Genomic DNA, 18,016 nt, shown 5'->3' on the forward strand with positions numbered 1-18,016 from the left:
GAGGCGGCGGGCCGCGCGTTGCACCGCCTCGAACCTGGTCGAGGCGGCGGGCCGCGCACGGGGGCGTCACCCGCTCATGGGGTCACGCTTCGTCCATCTCCATGGCCGTGTCCGAGCCCTCGGGGCTCAGGTGGATGACGCCGTAGTTGTAGCCGCGGCGCCGGTAGACCACGCTCGGGAGAGCGGAGTCCTTGTCGATGAAGAGGAAGAAGTCGTGCCCGACGAGTTCCATCTCGTAGAGCGCCTGGTCCAGGGTCATCGGGTGACCCGCGTGGACCTTCTCCCGCACGACCAGCGGGCCGTCCCCGTCGACCTGGATCGAGCCTTCCATGCGCTTGGCCGGCACGCTTTCGAGCGCGTCGATCTCCTCGGCCGTGGCCACCTGGGCCCCGCCGAATCGCGCACTTCCGTTGAGCTCTGCGGTGGCCGCCCCCACGGACATGGGGGCGTGATGCCCCCGGTGGACGCGACGCCGGTCGGCTGCTTTACGCAACTGTGCCTCCAGCTTTGACATCGCGAGGTCGAGCGCGGCGTACGGATCCGTGGCGGCTGCCTCGGCCCGGACCACCGGCCCCTTGCTCCGCAGCGTGATCTCCACGCGGTCCGAACGGTCCGCGAGCCTCGGGTTGCGTTCCTTGGAAACCTCAAGGTCGACGCTGATCACCCGGTCGTCGAGTTTGCGGATCTTGCCCAGCTTCTCGACGCTGTGCTTGCGGAACCGTTCGGGCACCTCTGTCTTGCGGCCCTTGACGACAATGTCCACGCAGAACTCCATCCATTGCGCCATGCCGGTGGGGCTGTCCGCCCGTCCGGCCGAGCTGGTCGTCCACCTCGTACGCGACCGCCGACGGGGATGGGGTCCGGTCATCCGTCCCCCGCCCCGAGCGCCGGGGGGTCGCGGCCACCACGGCCGCTCCGCACACCCTTCCGTCCGCCGCGGCGACCGCACGGGCCGCCTCCGCCAGACTCGCTCCGGTGGTCACGAGATCGTCGACGATCACCACACTAATGCCCCCAAATAGGGGTGCCAACCTGCGGGAAACACCTAGTGCTCCGGTGACGTTCGCCACCCGTTCGGATGCCGACAGTTCCGATTGATCACGAACCGTACGGATTTGCCGCAGAACGGGCAGAACCCGTACACCGACACCTTGTTTGCGCAGGTCAGCGGCGGCGCGGAGGGCGAGGTTCCGGGTGGTGTCCCGGCCTCGCGCGCGCACCGCGCGGCGGGCCGACGGCACGGGAACCAGCACCGGCGGACAGCCGGGATTTTCGCGTGTCGCCGCCAGAACCGCCGCTGCGAGGGCCGCACCGAGCGGCCGGGAGGCCGCGTGGGCGCCGTACTCCTTGTGAGCGATCAGGATCGCCCGCACCGGATCTTCGTACGGCGCCGCCGCGAACACCGCCGGCAGCCCGGCGGGCGCCGGGTCGGGGCGGACCTCCCGCGGCGGTCGCCGCAGGTGTGCCCGGCAGGCGGGGCAGACGGTGGTCCCGGGACCGCCGCAGCCCGCACAGCGGGCGGGCAGCACGAGGTCGAGCCACGTCGTGGCGAGTCGGCGCAGCGGACGGGGCCGCGGTCGCCGCTCGGAGTGGATCCCGGAGCGGTCGCCCGGGGAGATCTCGTGCCGCATGGCTCCACGGTGCGGCACATCACGCCGGTCTTCCGGCTTTTCCACGATTCGCCACTCCGACACAAGCCGATCGGGTATAGACGCCACCCCCTGTTCGACCCCTGCGCCTCCGACCCGAACAGGCGGCGGGACGAGAGACACCGGAGGACCGTAGAGGCCGGGAGAGACACGAAGTGCGGGGCCGCTCGGAAAAAGCCGCTCAGGTGACCCGAGCCCATCTTGGGGGGTCCTCCGCAGCATTGAAGGGCGTTGCCGTCAACGACGCGATCGATGCGCCCAGGGAGAGTCTTACGAGTCAGCACTCGGGCCGGAGGAGATCGCGGGGATGTGCAGTGCGGACTGGTAGTTGGTGACGAGTTCGGCGGTACGCATGGCGATGCCGCTCCACTGCTTGAGTAGGTTGATGCAGCGTTCGACGGCGTTGGGCAGGCGGTCGGCGTTGCGGTCCAGTGGGCGCGCTCGGCTGTGCCCATCTTGGGGTGCTCCGCGGCACTGAAGGGCCTTGCTGTCGACGGCGCGAGCGATGGGCCTAGCCGGGGTAGACCGGTTTGGTGCCGTTGGTGCCGGTTACGGCCTTCCAGCCGTCGGGTTCGAGGCGGTAGATCCGTTCGTCGTTCACGCCTGCGAGCAGGGGTTGGTCGCGGCCGTTCGGGGCGGCCATGCTCTCGACGCCGGAGGGTGCGTTGTTCACCTGTGCGACGTTGCCGCCGTCGATGTCGACGAACTGCGGGTAGACCGAGGCCTCCGACGTCTTGCCCAGTACGAGCAACCGGGAAGCGCCCTGCCAGGACTGGGACTTGAGCTCCACGAGGTCCGGTACGACCAGGCGCAGGCCGTCGACCACCGGGCGCGGCTCGAGGCGGTTGGCGGGGTCGACGCCGCGGTTGACGCGGCCCATGACCAGGCGCCCTCTGGTGCCGTGTTCGACGAACATCGAGATGCGGGTCCCGTCCGGAGACATGCGGATGCTCGTGATGTTGCCGCCGTCTAGGCCCTCCACGGCGACCGGGATCTTGAAGTCCTTGCCGATGAAGTACAGGGTCCGGGGGCCCTTGTTCCCGACGGACTCCAGGACCCAAAGGCCGCCGCGCCCGTCCCACGTCGGGTCCTCGAAGACGTGGCCCGGCTCCGCGGTGGCCCACAGTTCCGCCTGGGCGTCCGCGGTCATCCTGCCGACCCAGAGCTTGGTGTCGTTGAGTGCGGTCCCGGCGATCTGCTCCTCGTCGCGGTCCACGGCGATCTCGTTGAACTGGAGGGCGCCGCCGAACTGCCCGGGCACCGGCCGGGCGTCCTCGGACTGCACCAGGGAGACCGAGTTCCTGCCGGGCACCAGGAAGTAGCCCGTGGCGCCGGTGGCGGAGGTCGCGGCGGGGTCGAAGACCGCGGCGTCTCGCGGCGTCACCGGCTCGCAGGCCTGTCCGTCGACGGTCAGGCGTACGGACTCGACCTTGGCGACCTGGCCGAGCGTGTAGAGCAGTTGCGACGCCATCCGCTTGCACGCGACGGGGCCGACCGGCGCCCCGGTGCTCAGCGCGAGGTCGACGTAGCGGCGGTCGTCGATCGCGACCGTGTGGTCCAGCAGGCGGGTGTTCGGCGGGATGTCGGAGCGTACGACCGGCGCGATCCACTTGTTCGGACCCTGCAGCAGCTTCCGGACCAGGGTCGTGGCGAGCGCGTTGCGGGAGCGCAGGTAGACCGGGTCGGGTACGAGCAACTGGTCGCGGGAGCCGGCGCTCTCGCCGTCGTTGTCGACGAACCAGTACATGTTCACCGGCCTGTAGACGCGCTCGAAATCGGCGCGCGACAGTATGACGCCGTCCGGCAGGTCCTCGATGCGCCACTGGCCGTCCTGGTTCTTCACCACCTTCAGCTCGACCTTGTCCTCGGGCGCGGGAGCGGGGCGGGGTTCGTAGGCCAACTGGTCGTCGACGCTGCCGACCTGCTTGCTCTTCACGTCCACGATCGCGGAGGTGTCCTCGGCGGTGGGACCCGGCCCGATGTAGGCGCTCGGGGTCTTCTCCACGATCTTGATGCCGGCCTCGGGCTTCCATTTCTCCGCGGCCTGCGGGGTCAGGTACTTCTTCGCGGTCTGGTAGTCGGGCTCGTCGCTGGTCAGCGCCTCCAGGAAGCCGTCCACCAGGTCCACGGGATCCTCGCCCGGCTGCGGCGGGACGCCGAAGACGCGCACCTGCTGCTCGTCGGCCTCGGTGCCGGACGCCTCGTCGTGCGTGACGTCCTTGACCCCGCCGCCGCTGGGCATCGACGCGCAGGACGCGAGCAGGCCGAGCGTGCAGGCGACGGCGGCGGCGCGCAGCACGGGTACGACGCGGTGTCCGCGGCGGCGCGGCCGGGGCGACGCCGCGCCGGCCGGGTTCTCGCGGCCGGACCGGGACGTGTGACGTGTGCGGTTCACCGGCCACCGCCTTCCTTGCTCTTGTACGTCTTGTACGCGGTCGGCCCGGACGATTCCGGCGCCGCACCGGCACCGGGACGCGGGCCTGGACGCGACTCCGGCCCGGCCGGGTCGGCCGGCTCCCCGGGGCCGGAGCGGTCCCCGGGGCCGGACGCGCCGGGCGGGCGCGTGGCGCGGCGGTAGGGCGTACCGGCGAGGTTCAGCCCGCGGTTGGCCCGCGAGTCCGGCGGTTCCAGGGGCAGCGGCGAGCGTACGAGGTCGCCCCCGGCCACCCTGGGCAGCGTGAGCCGGAACTGCGATCCGCCGCCCGGCTCGCCCCACGCCTGGAGCCACCCGCCGTGCAGGTGCGCGTCCTCCAGCGCGATCGACAGGCCGAGCCCGGTGCCGCCCGTGGTGCGCGCCCGGGCGGGGTCGGCGCGCCAGAAGCGGTTGAAGACGAGCGACGACTCGCCCGGCTTGAGGCCCACGCCGTAGTCCCGCACGGTCACCGCGACGGCGTCGTTGGCGGCGGCCACGGTGACCACCACGTCGCGCCCCTCGCCGTGCTCGACGGCGTTGACGACGAGGTTGCGCAGCACGCGGTCGATGCGCCGCGGGTCGACCTCGGCGATGCACGAGACGCCGGGCTCGCTCACCACGATGCGTCCGCCGCGCCGTTCCGCGAGCGGCTCGGCGGCGTCGACGACGCGTCCGACGATGACCCGCATGTCGAACGACTCGGCGTCCAGGACGGCGGCGCCCGCGTCGAAGCGGCTGATCTCCAGCAGGTCGGACAGCAGTGCCTCGAACCGGTCCAACTGCGTCTGCAGCAGCTCGGCGGAGCGCGAGACGGCGGGGTCGAACCGGTCGCGCGCCTCGTGCAGCACGTCGGCGGCCATGCGCACGGTGGTCAGCGGCGTGCGCAGCTCGTGCGACACGTCCGAGACGAACCGCCGCTGCATGCGCGACAGTTCTTCGAGCTGGCGGATCTTGTTCTGCAGGTTCGAGGCCATCTTGTTGAACGACGAGCCCAGCCGCGCGAGATCGTCCTCGCCGTTGAGGCGCATGCGCTCCTCGAGGCGCCCGGCGGCCAGGCGTTCGGCGATCCGCGCGGCCATCCGCACCGGCGTCACCACCTGCCGGGTGACCAGCGCGGCGATCGCGACGAGCAGCAGCACCAGGAAGACGCCGGCGGTCGCGAGCGTGCCGCGGACCAGGCCGAGCGTCTTCTCCTCGGGCGTGAACGGGAAGAAGTAGTAGAGCTGGTACTTGCCGCTGAGCGGGTCGGTCAGTTCCTTGCCGACGACGACGCCGCGCGTACTGGACCGGCCGCCGCCCTCCTCCGACTCCCGCACGATCTTGGTGAACTGGTACGACGCCCCGGACACCTGGTGGATCCGCTGCCGCAGCTCGACCGAGACGCTCTGGTCGGCGAGCACGTTGCCGGACGAGCGCGGGCCGTAGCGCGCGTTGTCCGGCGGGCTGAGCACCGCCACGTCGTACTGGCCCTTGCCGCCGCTGGAGAGCTGGTCGACGAGCCTGGTCAGCCAGTCCTTGATGTCGAGGCCGCCCTTGGCGGGGTCGGTGCCGACCGGCGGGGTCGCCCGCGCGCCTTCGTTGCCGCGCTCGGACGCCTGCGTCTCGGCCACCTGGAAGCCGCCCTCCGCCTGGGCGGTGGCGCCGGCCACCTTGGCGTCGAGCAGACCGCCCTGGACCTGGCCGACCACCACGATGCCGAGGAGGACCATGACGGCCGCGGACAGGACGAGGGTGGTCGACACCACGCGGAACTGGATCGAGCGCCGCCAGACGGCCACCACGCGGCCTATGCCGCCCCTGGCACGCCGCAGTGCGAGGGTCCACAGCGACCAGCCCCGGCGTACCGGTGACAGCCCGCGGACGGCACCTGGCGGGTTGCCCGCGGCGCCGGGCGCGGCGGCGCCCGAGGCCGCACCCGCGGCGGCGCCGGGCACAGCGCCCGGGGCGGCGCCGGACGAAGCCTCCGGCGCGGTGCCGCCGTCCTCCGGTGTCCGGGCACGCTCGACGTCGCCCCCGCGCGCCGGTGTGCGCGCGGGTCTTCGGAAGGCGCCGAACCGGTCCGGGAACCGTCCCCCGGACCCCGGGCCCGGTTCGGGACGGCGGTCGTTCACCACGTCAGGCGGGGCCGGCCTTGTAGCCGACGCCGCGTACGGTCACCACGATCTCGGGTCGCTCGGGGTCGCGCTCGATCTTCGAACGCAACCGCTGCACGTGGACGTTGACCAGCCGGGTGTCGGCGGCGTGCCGGTACCCCCACACCTGCTCCAGCAGCACTTCACGGGTGAAGACCTGCCAGGGCTTGCGGGCGAGGGCGACCAGCAGGTCGAACTCGAGCGGGGTGAGCGCGATGTTGCGCCCGTCCCGCTTGACCGAGTGCCCGGCCACGTCGATGACCAGGTCACCGATGACCAACTGCTCCGGCGTGGGCTCCTCGGCACGGCGCAGCCGCGCGCGGACCCGCGCCACCAGTTCCTTGGGCTTGAACGGTTTGATCACATAGTCGTCCGCGCCGGACTCCAGGCCGACGACCACGTCGACCGTGTCGCTCTTCGCGGTGAGCATGACGATCGGCACGCCTGACTCGGCGCGGATCTGACGGCAGACATCGATTCCGTCCCGTCCTGGCAGCATCAGGTCGAGCAGCACCAGATCCGGCTTGACCTCCCGGAATACCTGCAAAGCTTTGTCGCCGTCCGCTACGAACGACGGCTCGAACCCTTCGCCGCGCAGCACGATGCCAAGCATCTCGGACAGCGCGGTGTCGTCGTCGACGATGAGGACACGTCCCTTCATAGACATCATCGTCGCATTACCGGATCGTGACCTGCACTCATCCGAGCAATCGCGATCGTACTTACGGGCGACAAAACGCCCGATTCCGTGACAATCGCGGTGATCAGCGCGGGCGGCGTCACATCGAAAGCCGGGTTGTACGCGGGACTCCCCGGAGGTGTGAGGGGCATTCCGGACAACTCCGTGACCTCACCGCCGTCACGCTGCTCGACGACGATCCCGTCCCCGTCCGGGGTGTCGAGGTCGACCGTGCTCATCGGCGCGACGACGACGAAGGGCACGCCGTGATGCCGGGCCAGGACCGCCAGGGGGTAAGTGCCCACCTTGTTGGCCGTCGCGCCGTCCGCCGCGATCCGGTCCGCGCCCACGACGACGAGGTCCACCTCCCCGGCCGCGAACAACGAACCGGCCGCGTTGTCGGACAGGACGGCGTACGGCATGCCGGTCTGCGCGGCCTCGTACGCGGTCAGCCGCGCGCCCTGCAACAGCGGGCGGGTCTCGTCCACCCACAACTGCCCCAGGCGCCCCGCGCGATGCAGCTCACGCACCACGGCCAGCGCCGTGCCCTCCCCGCCGGAGACCAGGGCGCCGGTGTTGCAGTGCGTCAGGACGCGCAGCGGGCGGTCAGCCACCAGGGCGCCCGCGTACTCCGCCCCGTTGGCGGCCATCGCCGCACTCGCCTGCGCGTCCTCGGTGTGAATCACCCGGGCCTCGCGCAGGGCGGCGAGCGCGTCGCCGCCCGAGGCCTCCCACGCCGCAAAAGCGCGGCGTGCGCCCCAGCCGAGGTTGACCGCGGTCGGACGGGCCTGGGCGATGTCCTGGACCGCGGCCTTGACGTCGTCGCCGCGGGCGGCGGCGAGGGCGACCCCGTAGGCGCCGACGATGCCCAGCACGGGCGCGCCGCGTACGACGAGCCTGCGGACCGCGTCGACGAGGGTGGGGACGTCGCTGCACACCAGGCGCACTTCCTCCTGCGGAAGGCGGGTCTGGTCGAGGAGGACCACCGCGGGTCCGTGGCCGTAGGCGGTCGGGACATCGTCGAGCCAGTACGCGGGCCGCGGCGACCATTCGTCGGCGGCGTGTGCGGGGGCATTGTCCATGCCACGAGTGTGCCCGTCCGGGACGCGCGCCGCGTCGTCGCGGTTGGGGCGGGTACGGCATATACCGACAACCCGCACCCCGCCTACCGGGAAAGCGGGAGTCGATCATCAAGTCCGGGCAAAAACATGCCACGATTGACCGCCACCCACCAGGAACGAGGAGCGACTTCGATGACGGACTCTCCGGGCAGGGCCACACCGGATTCACCGGGGCCCGACGACCCGCGTCGGTCCCCTCAGTCGCCCGCCCCCGCAACCGACGCGGACGGCGGCGAGCCCGACGGGCACGCGGCCGACGCACACCGACGGGACGACCGCCAAGCGCAGGGCCCCGCGGCGGACGACGGCGGCACCGCCCAGAAGGCTGTACCGCCTGCGCCGGCGCCTGGGTCCGTGCCTGAGTCCGTGCCTGGGTCCGCGTCCGGCACCGGCGAGGACGCGCCCCCGGCTACCGACAACGCCGCGGCTACCGACAACGCCGCGGCTGCCGACAACGCACCGGCTGCGGGCGACGCACCGGCCGTCGGCAGCGCCGCAGCCGCGGGCGCCGCCGCGGACTCGGGTGGCACCTCCGACTCCGACAGCGGCCCGGCTTCCGGTGGTCCTCGGGACTCGCACAGCGCGCCGGCGTCGGACACCTCGCGCACCCCGGAGACCCCGGACACCGGCAGCGCCCCCGACCTCGCCAAGCCCGCGCAGCCCGACGTTCCCCCCGGCTGGTCCGCGCAGCAGCCGCCGCCTGCCACCGGCGGCTGGGGCGTCCCCGGCGGTGGAACGCCGCCGACCGCAGCGCCGCCCCCGCAGGCTCCCGACACCCCGCAGGCTCCCGACACCCCGCAGGGCTGGTCCCCGCAGCAGCCCCCGCCGTCGAGCGGGTGGGGCGTACCGGGCGGCGGGCAGCAGCCCGTGCACGGCTGGGGTGCCCCGGGCGGAGCCGGCGGTCCCGGGTGGGGCGCGCCGCAGGGGTGGCGCGGACCGTACCTCCCCGCCGCCAAGCCCGGCATCATCCCGCTGCGCCCGCTCGGCGTCGGCGAACTGCTGGACGGCGCGGTGGCCGCCATGCGCACGCACTGGAAGGTGATGATCGGGCTCTCGCTCGTCGTCGCCCTCATCACCCAGGCGATTGTCGTCCCCGCGCAGTGGGCGATGCTCCGCAACGTCGACACGTCCGTTCTGGACGAGTCCGACCCGGACACCGACGAACTCCTCGACGTCCTCGGCCCCGTACTGGGATCGAGCGCGGTCCTGATCGTGGTGATGCTGCTCGGACAGCTCATCATCACCGGCGTCCTGACGCTCGTCGTCAGCCGCGCCGTCCTCGGCAAGGGTATGACGCTCGGTCAGGCGTGGTCCGGCACACGGCCGTTGCTGATGCGGCTGCTCGGCGTGTCGGTGATGACCTTCCTGATCCCCATCGGCCTGCTGCTCGCCTGCATGGTTCCCGGCCTGCTGCTGGCCCTCGTGTCGGGCGACGCGGGCGGGGCGCTAATCGTGATCGGCGGACTGGGCGGGGCGGGCCTCGCCATCTACGCCTACATCCTGCTCCAACTCTCCAGCCCCGCACTGATCCTGGAGAAGCAGACGGTACGCAAGGCGCTCGGCCGCTCCCGCAAGCTGGTGACCGGGAGTTGGTGGCGGGTCCTGGGCATCACGATGCTCATCTGGCTGCTCACCGCGATCATCGGCAGCATCGTGCAACTGCCGTTCACGTTCGCGGCCGGGTTCTCGTCGGTGTACGGCACCGCGGTCCCCACGTCGTTCACCGACATGCTGCTGCTGGGCGTCGGCACGGTCATCTCGTACGGCCTGACCTTCCCGTTCGGCGCGGCGGCCCTCGTCCTCCTCTACATCGACCAGCGCATGCGCCGTGAGGCCCTAGACCTCGAACTCGCCCGCGCGGCGGGCCTCGTGCCCGACGACGCCGCTCCGGCGGCCTCGTGATCGCAGGCCTCCTGCCGACTCTGGCGGCCGCGGCCACACCCGAGCCGGTCGACATCCCGCGCGACCCGGCCCGGGAGGCCGCGCGCGACGAGTTGTCGAAGCCGATGTACCACCAGGACGACCCGTCGCTGTTCACCCGGGCGTACAACTGGCTGCTGGACCGGTTCCAGGAACTGGTCGACCGCATGACGTCGGTCGCGCCCGGCGGCGGATTCGGCATCATCGTGGTGCTGCTCGTGGTGGTCGGCCTGATCATCGCCCTGCGCCTGCGACTTGGTCCGCTGCGCGCGGCACGCGGCCGGCGCGAGGCGCTGTTCACCTCCGAAGGCCCGCGCAGCGCGGCCGAGTACCGGGCGGTCGCGGACGAAGCCGCGGCGCGCGGCGCGTGGGACGACGCCGTGCAGAACCGACTCCGGGCCGTGGTCAGGGCGTTGGAGGAGCGCGCGATCCTCGACGAACGCCCGGGCCGCACCGCCGACGAGGCCGCCGACGAAGCGGGACGCCAACTCCCGGAGCTCGCCGCCGCGCTGCTGTCCGCCGCGCTGGTGTTCGACGACGTGCGCTACGGCGGGCGTCCCGGCACCGAGCAGATGGACCTCGCGCTGCGCGACCTCGACACCCGGTGCGCCGCCGCCCGCCCCGCGCACGAGCCGGTTGCCGTCGGACCCGACCGGACGCCGCGGTGAACGAAGCGGTGGACAGGGCTGGGGACGGAGCGGTGAACGAGGCGGTGGACGAGGCGGCGAAGGACGCGGACGACGCGGCGCTCCGAGCGGAGGGCCACGCGGCGACGGCCACGCCAAGCGTCGCGCGCAACTCGGCGACGCCGCCCACTACCTCGGTCAGTCCGGACGCCGCCGCCCTGTGGCGCGCCGCCCGCGGCCCGCTGCTGCTCGCGGCCCTCATCCTCTTCGTCGTCAGCGCGATCATCCTGATCACCGGCGGCCGCGACCGCGGCGAACTCGACCCGCGCGCCGTCGACCCCGCCGGCTCCCGCGCGCTCGCCGAAATCCTGCGCGACGAAGGCGTCGCCGTCACCCTCGTCACCTCGCCGCAGGCACTCCGCGCGGCCGTCGAGAACGCCCCGGCGGACACCACCGTGCTGGTGCCGTTCCCGAACCGGCTCACCGCCGAGCAGATCGCGGCCGCCGCGGTGCTGCGGCCCGCGCGTACCGTGCTCGTCGAGCCGGACGACGGCAGCCTCGAAACGTTCGGCCTCGACGCCCACGACGACGGATCCGTCGACCGCGGCGCCCTCCAGCCGCGCTGCGACCTCCTGGAGGCCCTGCGCGCCGGCGACGCCGACGTCGGCGGCACCGGATACCAGACCAGCGTGCGCGGCGCCGTGCGCTGCTACCCGGCGAGCGGTTCGCCGACCCTGGTCCTGCTGCCGCACGACGGCGGCGACGCGGTGCTCCTCGGCAGCGGAAAGGCCCTGCGGAACGACCGCCTCGACGAGCGCGGCAACGCTTCCCTGACGATGCAACTCCTCGGTGCGCATCCGCAGTTGCTCTGGTACCTGCCGGAGGAATCCGCCGACGGCGACGAGGGGCTGCTCAGCCTGCTTCCCGCGGGGTGGCGGTTCGGCACGATCCAACTCTCCGCCGCCGTCATCCTGTTCGCGCTGTACCGGGCCCGCCGCCTCGGCCCCGTGGTCACCGAGCCGTTGCCGGTCGTGGTGCGCGCCGCGGAGACCGCCGAGGGCCGGGCGCGCCTCTACCGGCGGGGACGGACCGTCGACCGGGCCGCGGACCAGTTGCGCGCGGCGGCCCGTACGCGCATCGCCGCCCGCCTGGGCACCGGTTCCGGCCCCGCCGCGACCGACCCCGCCGTCCTGGTCGACGCCGTCGCGGCCCGCACCCGGCGGGCACCCGCGGACATCTACCACCTGCTGTACGGTGCCGTCCCGGACGACGAGAACGGCCTCGTCGCCCTGGCCGACCAACTCGACCTGCTGGAAGACCACGTCAAGACAGGGGCACGTCAGCCGTGAACGGACCGGTCCATCCTTCCTCCGAGGCCGTCCAGGCGCGTACCGACGCGTCCGTGGGCACGATGAGCGCCGACCAGGCGCGCGCGGCCATGGAGGCCCTCCGCGGCGAGGTCGCCAAGGTCGTCGTCGGCCAGGACCCCGTGGTCTCCGGCCTCGTCATCGCCCTGCTGTGCCGGGGCCACGTACTCCTCGAAGGCGTGCCCGGGGTCGCGAAGACGCTGCTCGTACGCACCCTCTCCCGCGCCCTGGACCTCAAGTCCACGCGCGTGCAGTTCACTCCGGACCTCATGCCCGGCGACGTCACCGGTTCGATGGTCTACGACGCCCGCACCGCCGAGTTCTCGTTCCGCGAAGGCCCGGTCTTCACCAACCTCATGCTCGCGGACGAGATCAACCGCACGCCGCCGAAGACCCAGGCGTCGCTGCTGGAGGCGATGGAGGAACGCCAGGTCTCGGTCGACGGCACGCCGCGCCCCCTCCCCGACCCGTTCCTCGTCGCGGCGACCCAGAACCCGGTCGAGTACGAGGGCACGTACCCGCTCCCCGAGGCCCAACTCGACCGCTTCCTGCTGAAATTGACCGTGCCACTGCCGCAACGCGACGAGGAGGTCGACGTGTTGCGCCGGCACGCCGCGGGCTTCGACCCGCGCGACCTCGACGCGGCCGGGGTGCGGCCGGTGGCAGGGCCGGCCGAACTCGCCGCCGGGCGGCGGGCGGTGGCCGGGCTGCGGGTGGACCCCGACGTGCTGGCGTACATCGTCGACATCGTGCGGGCCACGCGTACTTCGCCGTCCCTGCAACTGGGCGTCTCGCCGCGAGGCGCAACGGCGCTGCTGGGTACCGCGCGGGCCTGGGCGTGGTTGTCGGGGCGCGACTACACGACGCCGGACGACGTGAAGGCACTCGCCAAGCCGACGCTGCGGCACCGCGTACAACTGCGCCCGGAGGCGGAGATGGAGGGCGTCACCGCCGACGCCGTCGTGGACGCGGTCCTCGCCTCGGTACCCGTTCCGCGATGAGCGAGGCGCGCGTAAGCGGGGTGCGGATGAGCGAGACGCGGATGAGCCGGGTGCGGACGAACGATGCGCGGACGAAGCGGGCGCACCCATGACGCTCACCAGCAGGACCGCACTCCTCGCGGCATTGGGCGCGCTCGTCGTCGGGCTCCTGATGCCGTCGTGGACGGGCGTGTTCGTGGTCGAAGGGCTCCTCGCCCTCGGCGTGATCGCCGACCTCGCCCTCGCCGGCTCGGTACGCGCCCTCACCTTCGAGCGCGCCGGCGACACCACCGTGCGCCTCGGCGAACCCGCACGCGTGACCCTGACCGTACGCAACGTCTCCCGCGACCGACCGGTACGCGGACTCCTCCGCGACGCCTGGCCGCCCAGCGCCGGAGCCCACGAACAGCGCCACGCCCTCGACATCCCACCCGGCGAACGCCGCCGCGTGGCCACCGCCTTGGTCCCCACCCGACGCGGCGACCGGCGGGCGTACCGCGTGACCGTACGCGCCCTCGGCCCCCTCGGCCTCGCCGCCCGCCAGGGCTCGCACGAAGTCCCCTGGACCGTACGGGTGCTCCCGGCCTTCCCGAGCCGTCGCCTGCTCCCGTCCAAACTGGAGCGCCTGCGCGAACTCGACGGCCGCTCCGCCGTCCTGACGCGCGGTCGGGGAACCGAGTTCGACTCACTGCGCGAGTACGTGCCCGGCGACGACGTCCGCTCGATCGACTGGCGCGCCACCGCGCGCAATCAGGGCGTCGTCGTCCGCACCTGGCGCCCCGAACGCGACCGCCACATCCTCATCGTCCTTGACACCGGCCGCACTTCGGCCGGACGCATCGGCGACGCACCCCGCCTGGACGCGGCCATGGACGCCGCCCTGCTCCTCACCGCGGTCGCCGCACGGGCGGGGGACCGCGTCGACCTCCTCGCCCACGACCGCCGCGTGCGCGCGGACGTGCGGGCAGCCTCGCGTACGACGGTACTCACGTCCTTCGTCCAGGCCATGGCCCCGCTCGAACCCGAACTCGTCGAGTCGGACTCGCCGCACCTGGTCGCCGAGATCATCCGCCGCACCAAGCGCCGCTCACTCGTCGTCCTGCTCACCGGCCTCGACGCCGAGACCGTACGCGAAGGCCTGATGCCGGTCCTCCCCCAACTCACCGACCGCCACGAGGTCGTCGTGGCCGCGGTCGCCGACCCGGCCCTCACCGGGATGGCCGCCTCCCGAGGCACCGCCGAAGCGGTCTACAACGCCGCCGCCGCGGAACGCGAACTCGCCGAGCGCCGCGACACCTCCGCCGACCTCCGCCGCCACGGCGTCACCATCGTGGACGCACCGCCGGGAGACCTCGCGTCCCTACTCGCCGACACCTACCTGTCCCTAAAACTCGCCGGTCGGCTCTGACCGAAAGCCTGCCCCAGGCAGCCGTACCTCGGCCCAGACACATTTGCCCCGGGCCCGAAGCCGGTGTCCATGGCGGTCGGCCAGTGCCGCCACCAGTTGCAAACCCCGGCCGCCTTCTGCGGTCACGCTGCGGGCGACATCACGGTCCCTGTGCACGGGCGCACGATCGGAGTCGTCGAACACCTCGACCCTCAACACGTGTTCGACGAGCGTGATGCGCACGTCGATATGCGGCACGTCGGTGTGGAGAACCGCATTGGTCACCAATTCGCTGAGCAGCAGCTCCAGCACGTCGCGGGCGCTGTCGTCCAGATGAACGCCCCAGGCGGCAAGGTGTCCTCGTACACGATGGCGCGCCTCGGGAACGGAGGCGGTGTCGTTGGAAACGCGGAAGCAGAGCAGGTACTCGGACACGGCGGACGAACTCCCTCGGCTATGTGAGAGTGACCTCGGCCCGCCCGAATGCGCGTTCCTGGAACAGGGGTTGGAGCCACTCATGCGGTTGGAAGTCAGCCAACGCCGGTACAGCCCGGCGGCAGAGCTGCCAGCCTGTAAGCCAAATGTCGGCCAGTGTCGGCCAGGGGGTGTCCGTGTCTGCGGAACGGACCATCGCGGAGCGGATTCGCCGCGCACGCGAGGCAAGGAAATGGAGCCAGGCACGACTCGCCCGCGAACTCGGCCTGGTCGAGGGCAGAGGTCCTGACGTACTTACTCGTCAGGACGTCTCACGCTGGGAACGGGGCGGCCGGCAACCCGAATACTGGATGCCGTGGCTGGTGGAGATCCTCAGACTGGAGGAGCCGGCGCCACCCGTCCGGGCCACCGATCTTGACGCCCACGACGGGGACTTCGCCGGTAGCGTGGAGTCGCTCTTGGCCCTCGGGAGGATGGACGTGGAACGTCGGGAGTTCCTGCAAGCCTCCAGCGCGTACGCGCTGAGCGTGCTGGCGCTACCCGAACTCGACGCGCTGACCCGGAAGACCGCATCCGCCGAGACCGGTGCGACGGCCACCGTGGGCCTCGGTGAGGTCGAGGCCGTACGTCGGATGACGAAAGTGTTGGGTGACGCCGCGGCGGAGATCGGCGGCGGGCATGCCCGGCACCTGGTGGTCCGCTACCTGACCGAGGACGTATCGCGCTGGCTGAGCGGGACCTTCAGTCAGGCGACGGGCCGCGAACTGTTCGCCGCGACCGCGCAACTGGTGCACCTGGCCGGGTGGATGGCAGGCGACGAAGGCAACCACGGGCTGGCGCAGAAGTACTACGCCCACTCGTACCGTCTCGCGAACGAAGCGGGCGACGCGGAGCTCTCCGCGACCGCACTGCGCGGGATGGCCGTGCAAGCCATCGACCTCGGTCACCGCGCGGCAGCGGTCAGATTGTCGGAGCGGTGCGTCCACCACGCCCGCAACCTGGACAACCCACGTGCCATCGCCTACTACCAGACGACCTTGGCCACGGCCGCGGCATTGGACTCCGACCGCAGGACCGCCACCGCATCGCTCGCCGCCGCCCAGACCGCCATCGAGCGCTCCCCCGCCCAAGCCGGGGAATCGTGGGCGGCCCACTACTCGCCCGGCAGGTGGGCGCATGAGGCAGGCATGATCCTCGCCAGGCTCGGCGATCTGGAGGCCGCCGAGGAACACCTCGGGCACGCGCTCGGCATCCACGGCCTGGACCGGCGCCGAAGCCGGGCAATCGTGCTGGCAGACCTCGGCGAGGTACGGCTCAAGCGCGGCGACGTCGCAGCGGCTCTCAGCACCTGGAACGAATTCGCCGACTGCGCCGACGGCATTCGCTCCGTCAAGGTCGCCGATGCCGCCCAGGAGATGCGGGCCCGGCTCGACCGCCTCCAAGGCATCGACGGTGTCGAGGCCCTCCAAAACCGCGTAGCCGCCCTACGGACCACCTGAGCGCTCCGCGGATCAACAGAGTCAGCACCGAGATGGCGCAGGCGAGCAGTCAGGGAAGAGCCGCAGAAGATGGTTCCCCGAGATGTCGAGAAGGGGCGGTCGGCTCCGTCCTTGCAGTGAACGCGACCACAATGGGACGCAGCCGAACCGAGGAGATCACCAACATGGCCAAGTACCTGCTGCTCAAGCACTACCGCGGCGCCCCGGCCCCGGCCAACGACGTCCCGATGGACCAGTGGACACCGGAGGAGATCTCAGCCCACGTCCAGTACATGGACGACCTCGCCGCCCGGCTCGTGGAGACCGGCGAGTACGTCGAAAGCCAGGCGCTCGCCCCGGAGGGGACGTTCGTCCGGTTCGACGGCGAGGGCCGCCCTCCGGTCACCGACGGTCCGTTCGCCGAGACCAAGGACCTCATCGCCGGCTGGATGGTGATCGACGTCGACACCTACGAGCGCGCCCTCGAGGTGGCCGCCGAGCTGTCCGCCGCCCCCGGGGCGGGCGGAAAGCCCATCCACGAGTGGCTGGAGCTGCGCCCGTTCCTGGGCTGCCACCCCACGATCACGGAGTGACCCCACCGATGCCCACGTTGGACGAGGCCCTCCTGCGGAGCCTCACCCCGAGCGTGCTCGGTGTCCTCTGCCGCCGCGGAGCCGACTTCGCGGCGGCAGAGGACGCCGTACAGGACGCACTGGTCGAGGCGGTCCGCGTCTGGCCGACCGACACACCTCGGGACCCCAAGGCATGGCTCATCACCGTCGCCTGGCGCAAGTTCCTCGACGCCACCCGGTCGGACGCCTCCCGCCGCCGCCGTGAGGACCTGGTCGAAGAGGAGCCGACCCCCGGGCCTGCGCCGGACGCGGACGACACGCTCCAGCTGTACTTCCTCTGCGCACACCCGTCGCTGACCCCGTCATCGGCCGTCGCACTCACCCTGCGTGCCGTCGGCGGGCTGACCACGCGCCAAATCGCCCAGGCCTACCTGGTCCCGGAAGCGACCATGGCGCAACGCATCAGCCGCGCCAAGCGCACGGTCTCCGGCGTACGTTTCGACCAACCGGGAGACGTCGCCACCGTTCTGCGCGTCCTCTACCTCGTCTTCAACGAGGGCTACTCGGGTGACGTCGACCTCGCCGCCGAGGCCATCCGGCTCACCCGGCAGCTCGCGGCCGCGATCGACCATCCGGAAGTCGCCGGGCTGCTCGCCCTCATGCTGCTGCACCACGCCCGCCGGGCCTCGCGAACAGCCCCAGACGGCACGCTGGTCCCACTGGCCGAACAGGACCGCGGCCGCTGGGACACCAAGCTCATCGCGGAAGGCGTGGTGATCCTCCAGAGCGCACTCGCCCTCGACCGCCTGGGCGAGTTCCAGGCGCAGGCCGCCGTCGCCGCGCTTCACGCCGACGCGCAGACCGCCGAGGAGACGGACTGGGTGCAGATCGTCGAGTGGTACGACGAACTGGCCGCCCTGACCGACAGCCCCGTCGTACGCCTCAACCGCGCAGTGGCGGTAGGCGAAGCCGACGGGCCGCAGGCCGGACTCAAGGCGCTTGCCGAATTGGACGACAACTCACTGCCCCGATACACCGCCGTCGCCGCCTATCTGCACGCGCAGGCGGGCGATCTGGAGGTGGCGTCGGCGCTTTACGTCGAGGCGGCGCAAAAGGCGTCCAACCTCGCCGAGCGCGCCCACCTGACGCGCCAGGCCGCCCGAATCAACGTCGGCCGACGCCTTTGACGCGTACGGAGTCGACGTACGAGCAAAAGAACCCACAAACGCAAGTAGGCCCCCTCCACAGGAGGGGGCC

The 18,016-nt window shown here is 72.0% G+C and carries 15 protein-coding genes; 8 read left to right on the top strand and 7 right to left on the bottom strand.

Annotation, left to right across the window (positions count from 1 at the left end):
• Positions 1 to 82: 82 nt before the first annotated feature.
• The 6 genes from hpf to mtnA form a co-directional block, all read right to left on the bottom strand.
• On the bottom strand, positions 83 to 763 hold the full coding sequence (hpf, locus tag AB0C36_RS39030; protein ID WP_358363602.1) for a ribosome hibernation-promoting factor, HPF/YfiA family: 681 nt from the start codon (positions 761 to 763) through the stop codon (positions 83 to 85).
• Positions 645 to 1,871 carry a ComF family protein gene (locus AB0C36_RS39035; RefSeq protein ID WP_358363604.1) on the bottom strand — a complete coding sequence of 409 codons (1,227 nt, stop codon included), beginning with the start codon at positions 1,869 to 1,871 and terminating at the stop codon, positions 645 to 647. Before AB0C36_RS39035 ends, hpf begins: the two co-directional genes overlap by 119 nt.
• A gap of 289 nt (positions 1,872 to 2,160) precedes the next feature.
• Complete coding sequence (locus AB0C36_RS39040) at positions 2,161 to 4,044, bottom strand: LpqB family beta-propeller domain-containing protein (protein ID WP_358363606.1); 1,884 nt, start codon at positions 4,042 to 4,044, stop codon at positions 2,161 to 2,163.
• A complete protein-coding gene (gene mtrB, locus AB0C36_RS39045; protein WP_435839207.1) occupies positions 4,041 to 5,996 on the bottom strand; it encodes an MtrAB system histidine kinase MtrB in 1,956 nt (651 codons plus the stop codon). The genes AB0C36_RS39040 and mtrB overlap by 4 nt, the downstream gene beginning before the upstream one ends.
• A 181-nt stretch (positions 5,997 to 6,177) precedes the next feature.
• The gene (gene mtrA, locus AB0C36_RS39050) at positions 6,178 to 6,864 is read right to left on the bottom strand and encodes an MtrAB system response regulator MtrA (RefSeq protein WP_358363607.1); all 687 of its coding nucleotides are present in this window, start codon (positions 6,862 to 6,864) and stop codon (positions 6,178 to 6,180) included.
• Positions 6,861 to 7,955 carry an S-methyl-5-thioribose-1-phosphate isomerase gene (gene mtnA / locus AB0C36_RS39055; protein WP_358363609.1) on the bottom strand — a complete coding sequence of 365 codons (1,095 nt, stop codon included), beginning with the start codon at positions 7,953 to 7,955 and terminating at the stop codon, positions 6,861 to 6,863. Before mtnA ends, mtrA begins: the two co-directional genes overlap by 4 nt.
• Positions 7,956 to 8,348: 393 nt before the next feature.
• On the opposite strand from mtnA, the gene AB0C36_RS39060 reads away from it, so the two are divergent.
• The 5 genes from AB0C36_RS39060 (at position 8,349) to AB0C36_RS39080 (ending at position 14,295) form a co-directional block, all read left to right on the top strand.
• Positions 8,349 to 9,896, top strand: coding sequence for a hypothetical protein (locus AB0C36_RS39060; RefSeq protein ID WP_358363611.1), 1,548 nt, complete (start codon positions 8,349 to 8,351; stop codon positions 9,894 to 9,896).
• On the top strand, positions 9,893 to 10,582 hold the full coding sequence (locus tag AB0C36_RS39065) for a DUF4129 domain-containing protein (protein WP_358363612.1): 690 nt from the start codon (positions 9,893 to 9,895) through the stop codon (positions 10,580 to 10,582). The genes AB0C36_RS39060 and AB0C36_RS39065 overlap by 4 nt, the downstream gene beginning before the upstream one ends.
• 32 nt (positions 10,583 to 10,614) lie before the next feature.
• Positions 10,615 to 11,889 (top strand): DUF4350 domain-containing protein, encoded by a 1,275-nt coding sequence (locus AB0C36_RS39070; protein WP_358363614.1) that lies wholly within the window; start codon positions 10,615 to 10,617, stop codon positions 11,887 to 11,889.
• A gap of 62 nt (positions 11,890 to 11,951) precedes the next feature.
• Positions 11,952 to 12,908, top strand: coding sequence for an AAA family ATPase (locus tag AB0C36_RS39075; RefSeq protein ID WP_358363622.1), 957 nt, complete (start codon positions 11,952 to 11,954; stop codon positions 12,906 to 12,908).
• A gap of 88 nt (positions 12,909 to 12,996) precedes the next feature.
• On the top strand, positions 12,997 to 14,295 hold the full coding sequence (locus AB0C36_RS39080) for a DUF58 domain-containing protein (protein ID WP_358363615.1): 1,299 nt from the start codon (positions 12,997 to 12,999) through the stop codon (positions 14,293 to 14,295).
• On the opposite strand, the gene AB0C36_RS39085 is transcribed toward AB0C36_RS39080, so the two are convergent.
• Positions 14,272 to 14,709 carry an ATP-binding protein gene (locus tag AB0C36_RS39085; protein WP_358363616.1) on the bottom strand — a complete coding sequence of 146 codons (438 nt, stop codon included), beginning with the start codon at positions 14,707 to 14,709 and terminating at the stop codon, positions 14,272 to 14,274. The two genes, AB0C36_RS39080 and AB0C36_RS39085, sit on opposite strands and share 24 nt — an antisense overlap.
• A 176-nt stretch (positions 14,710 to 14,885) precedes the next feature.
• Here AB0C36_RS39085 and AB0C36_RS39090 point away from each other — a divergent pair, with 176 nt between their 5' ends.
• From AB0C36_RS39090 to AB0C36_RS39100, 3 genes are all read left to right on the top strand, one after another.
• Positions 14,886 to 16,208, top strand: coding sequence for an NsdA family TPR-like regulatory protein (locus tag AB0C36_RS39090; protein ID WP_358363618.1), 1,323 nt, complete (start codon positions 14,886 to 14,888; stop codon positions 16,206 to 16,208).
• Positions 16,209 to 16,372: 164 nt separating this feature from the next.
• Positions 16,373 to 16,780 carry a YciI family protein gene (locus AB0C36_RS39095; protein WP_358363624.1) on the top strand — a complete coding sequence of 136 codons (408 nt, stop codon included), beginning with the start codon at positions 16,373 to 16,375 and terminating at the stop codon, positions 16,778 to 16,780.
• 17 nt (positions 16,781 to 16,797) lie between these two features.
• The gene (locus AB0C36_RS39100) at positions 16,798 to 17,946 is read left to right on the top strand and encodes an RNA polymerase sigma factor (protein ID WP_358363626.1); all 1,149 of its coding nucleotides are present in this window, start codon (positions 16,798 to 16,800) and stop codon (positions 17,944 to 17,946) included.
• Positions 17,947 to 18,016: the final 70 nt, after the last annotated feature.

This window comes from Streptodolium elevatio (genome assembly GCF_040649515.1).
GTDB classification, from domain to species: domain Bacteria; phylum Actinomycetota; class Actinomycetes; order Streptomycetales; family Streptomycetaceae; genus Yinghuangia; species Yinghuangia elevatio.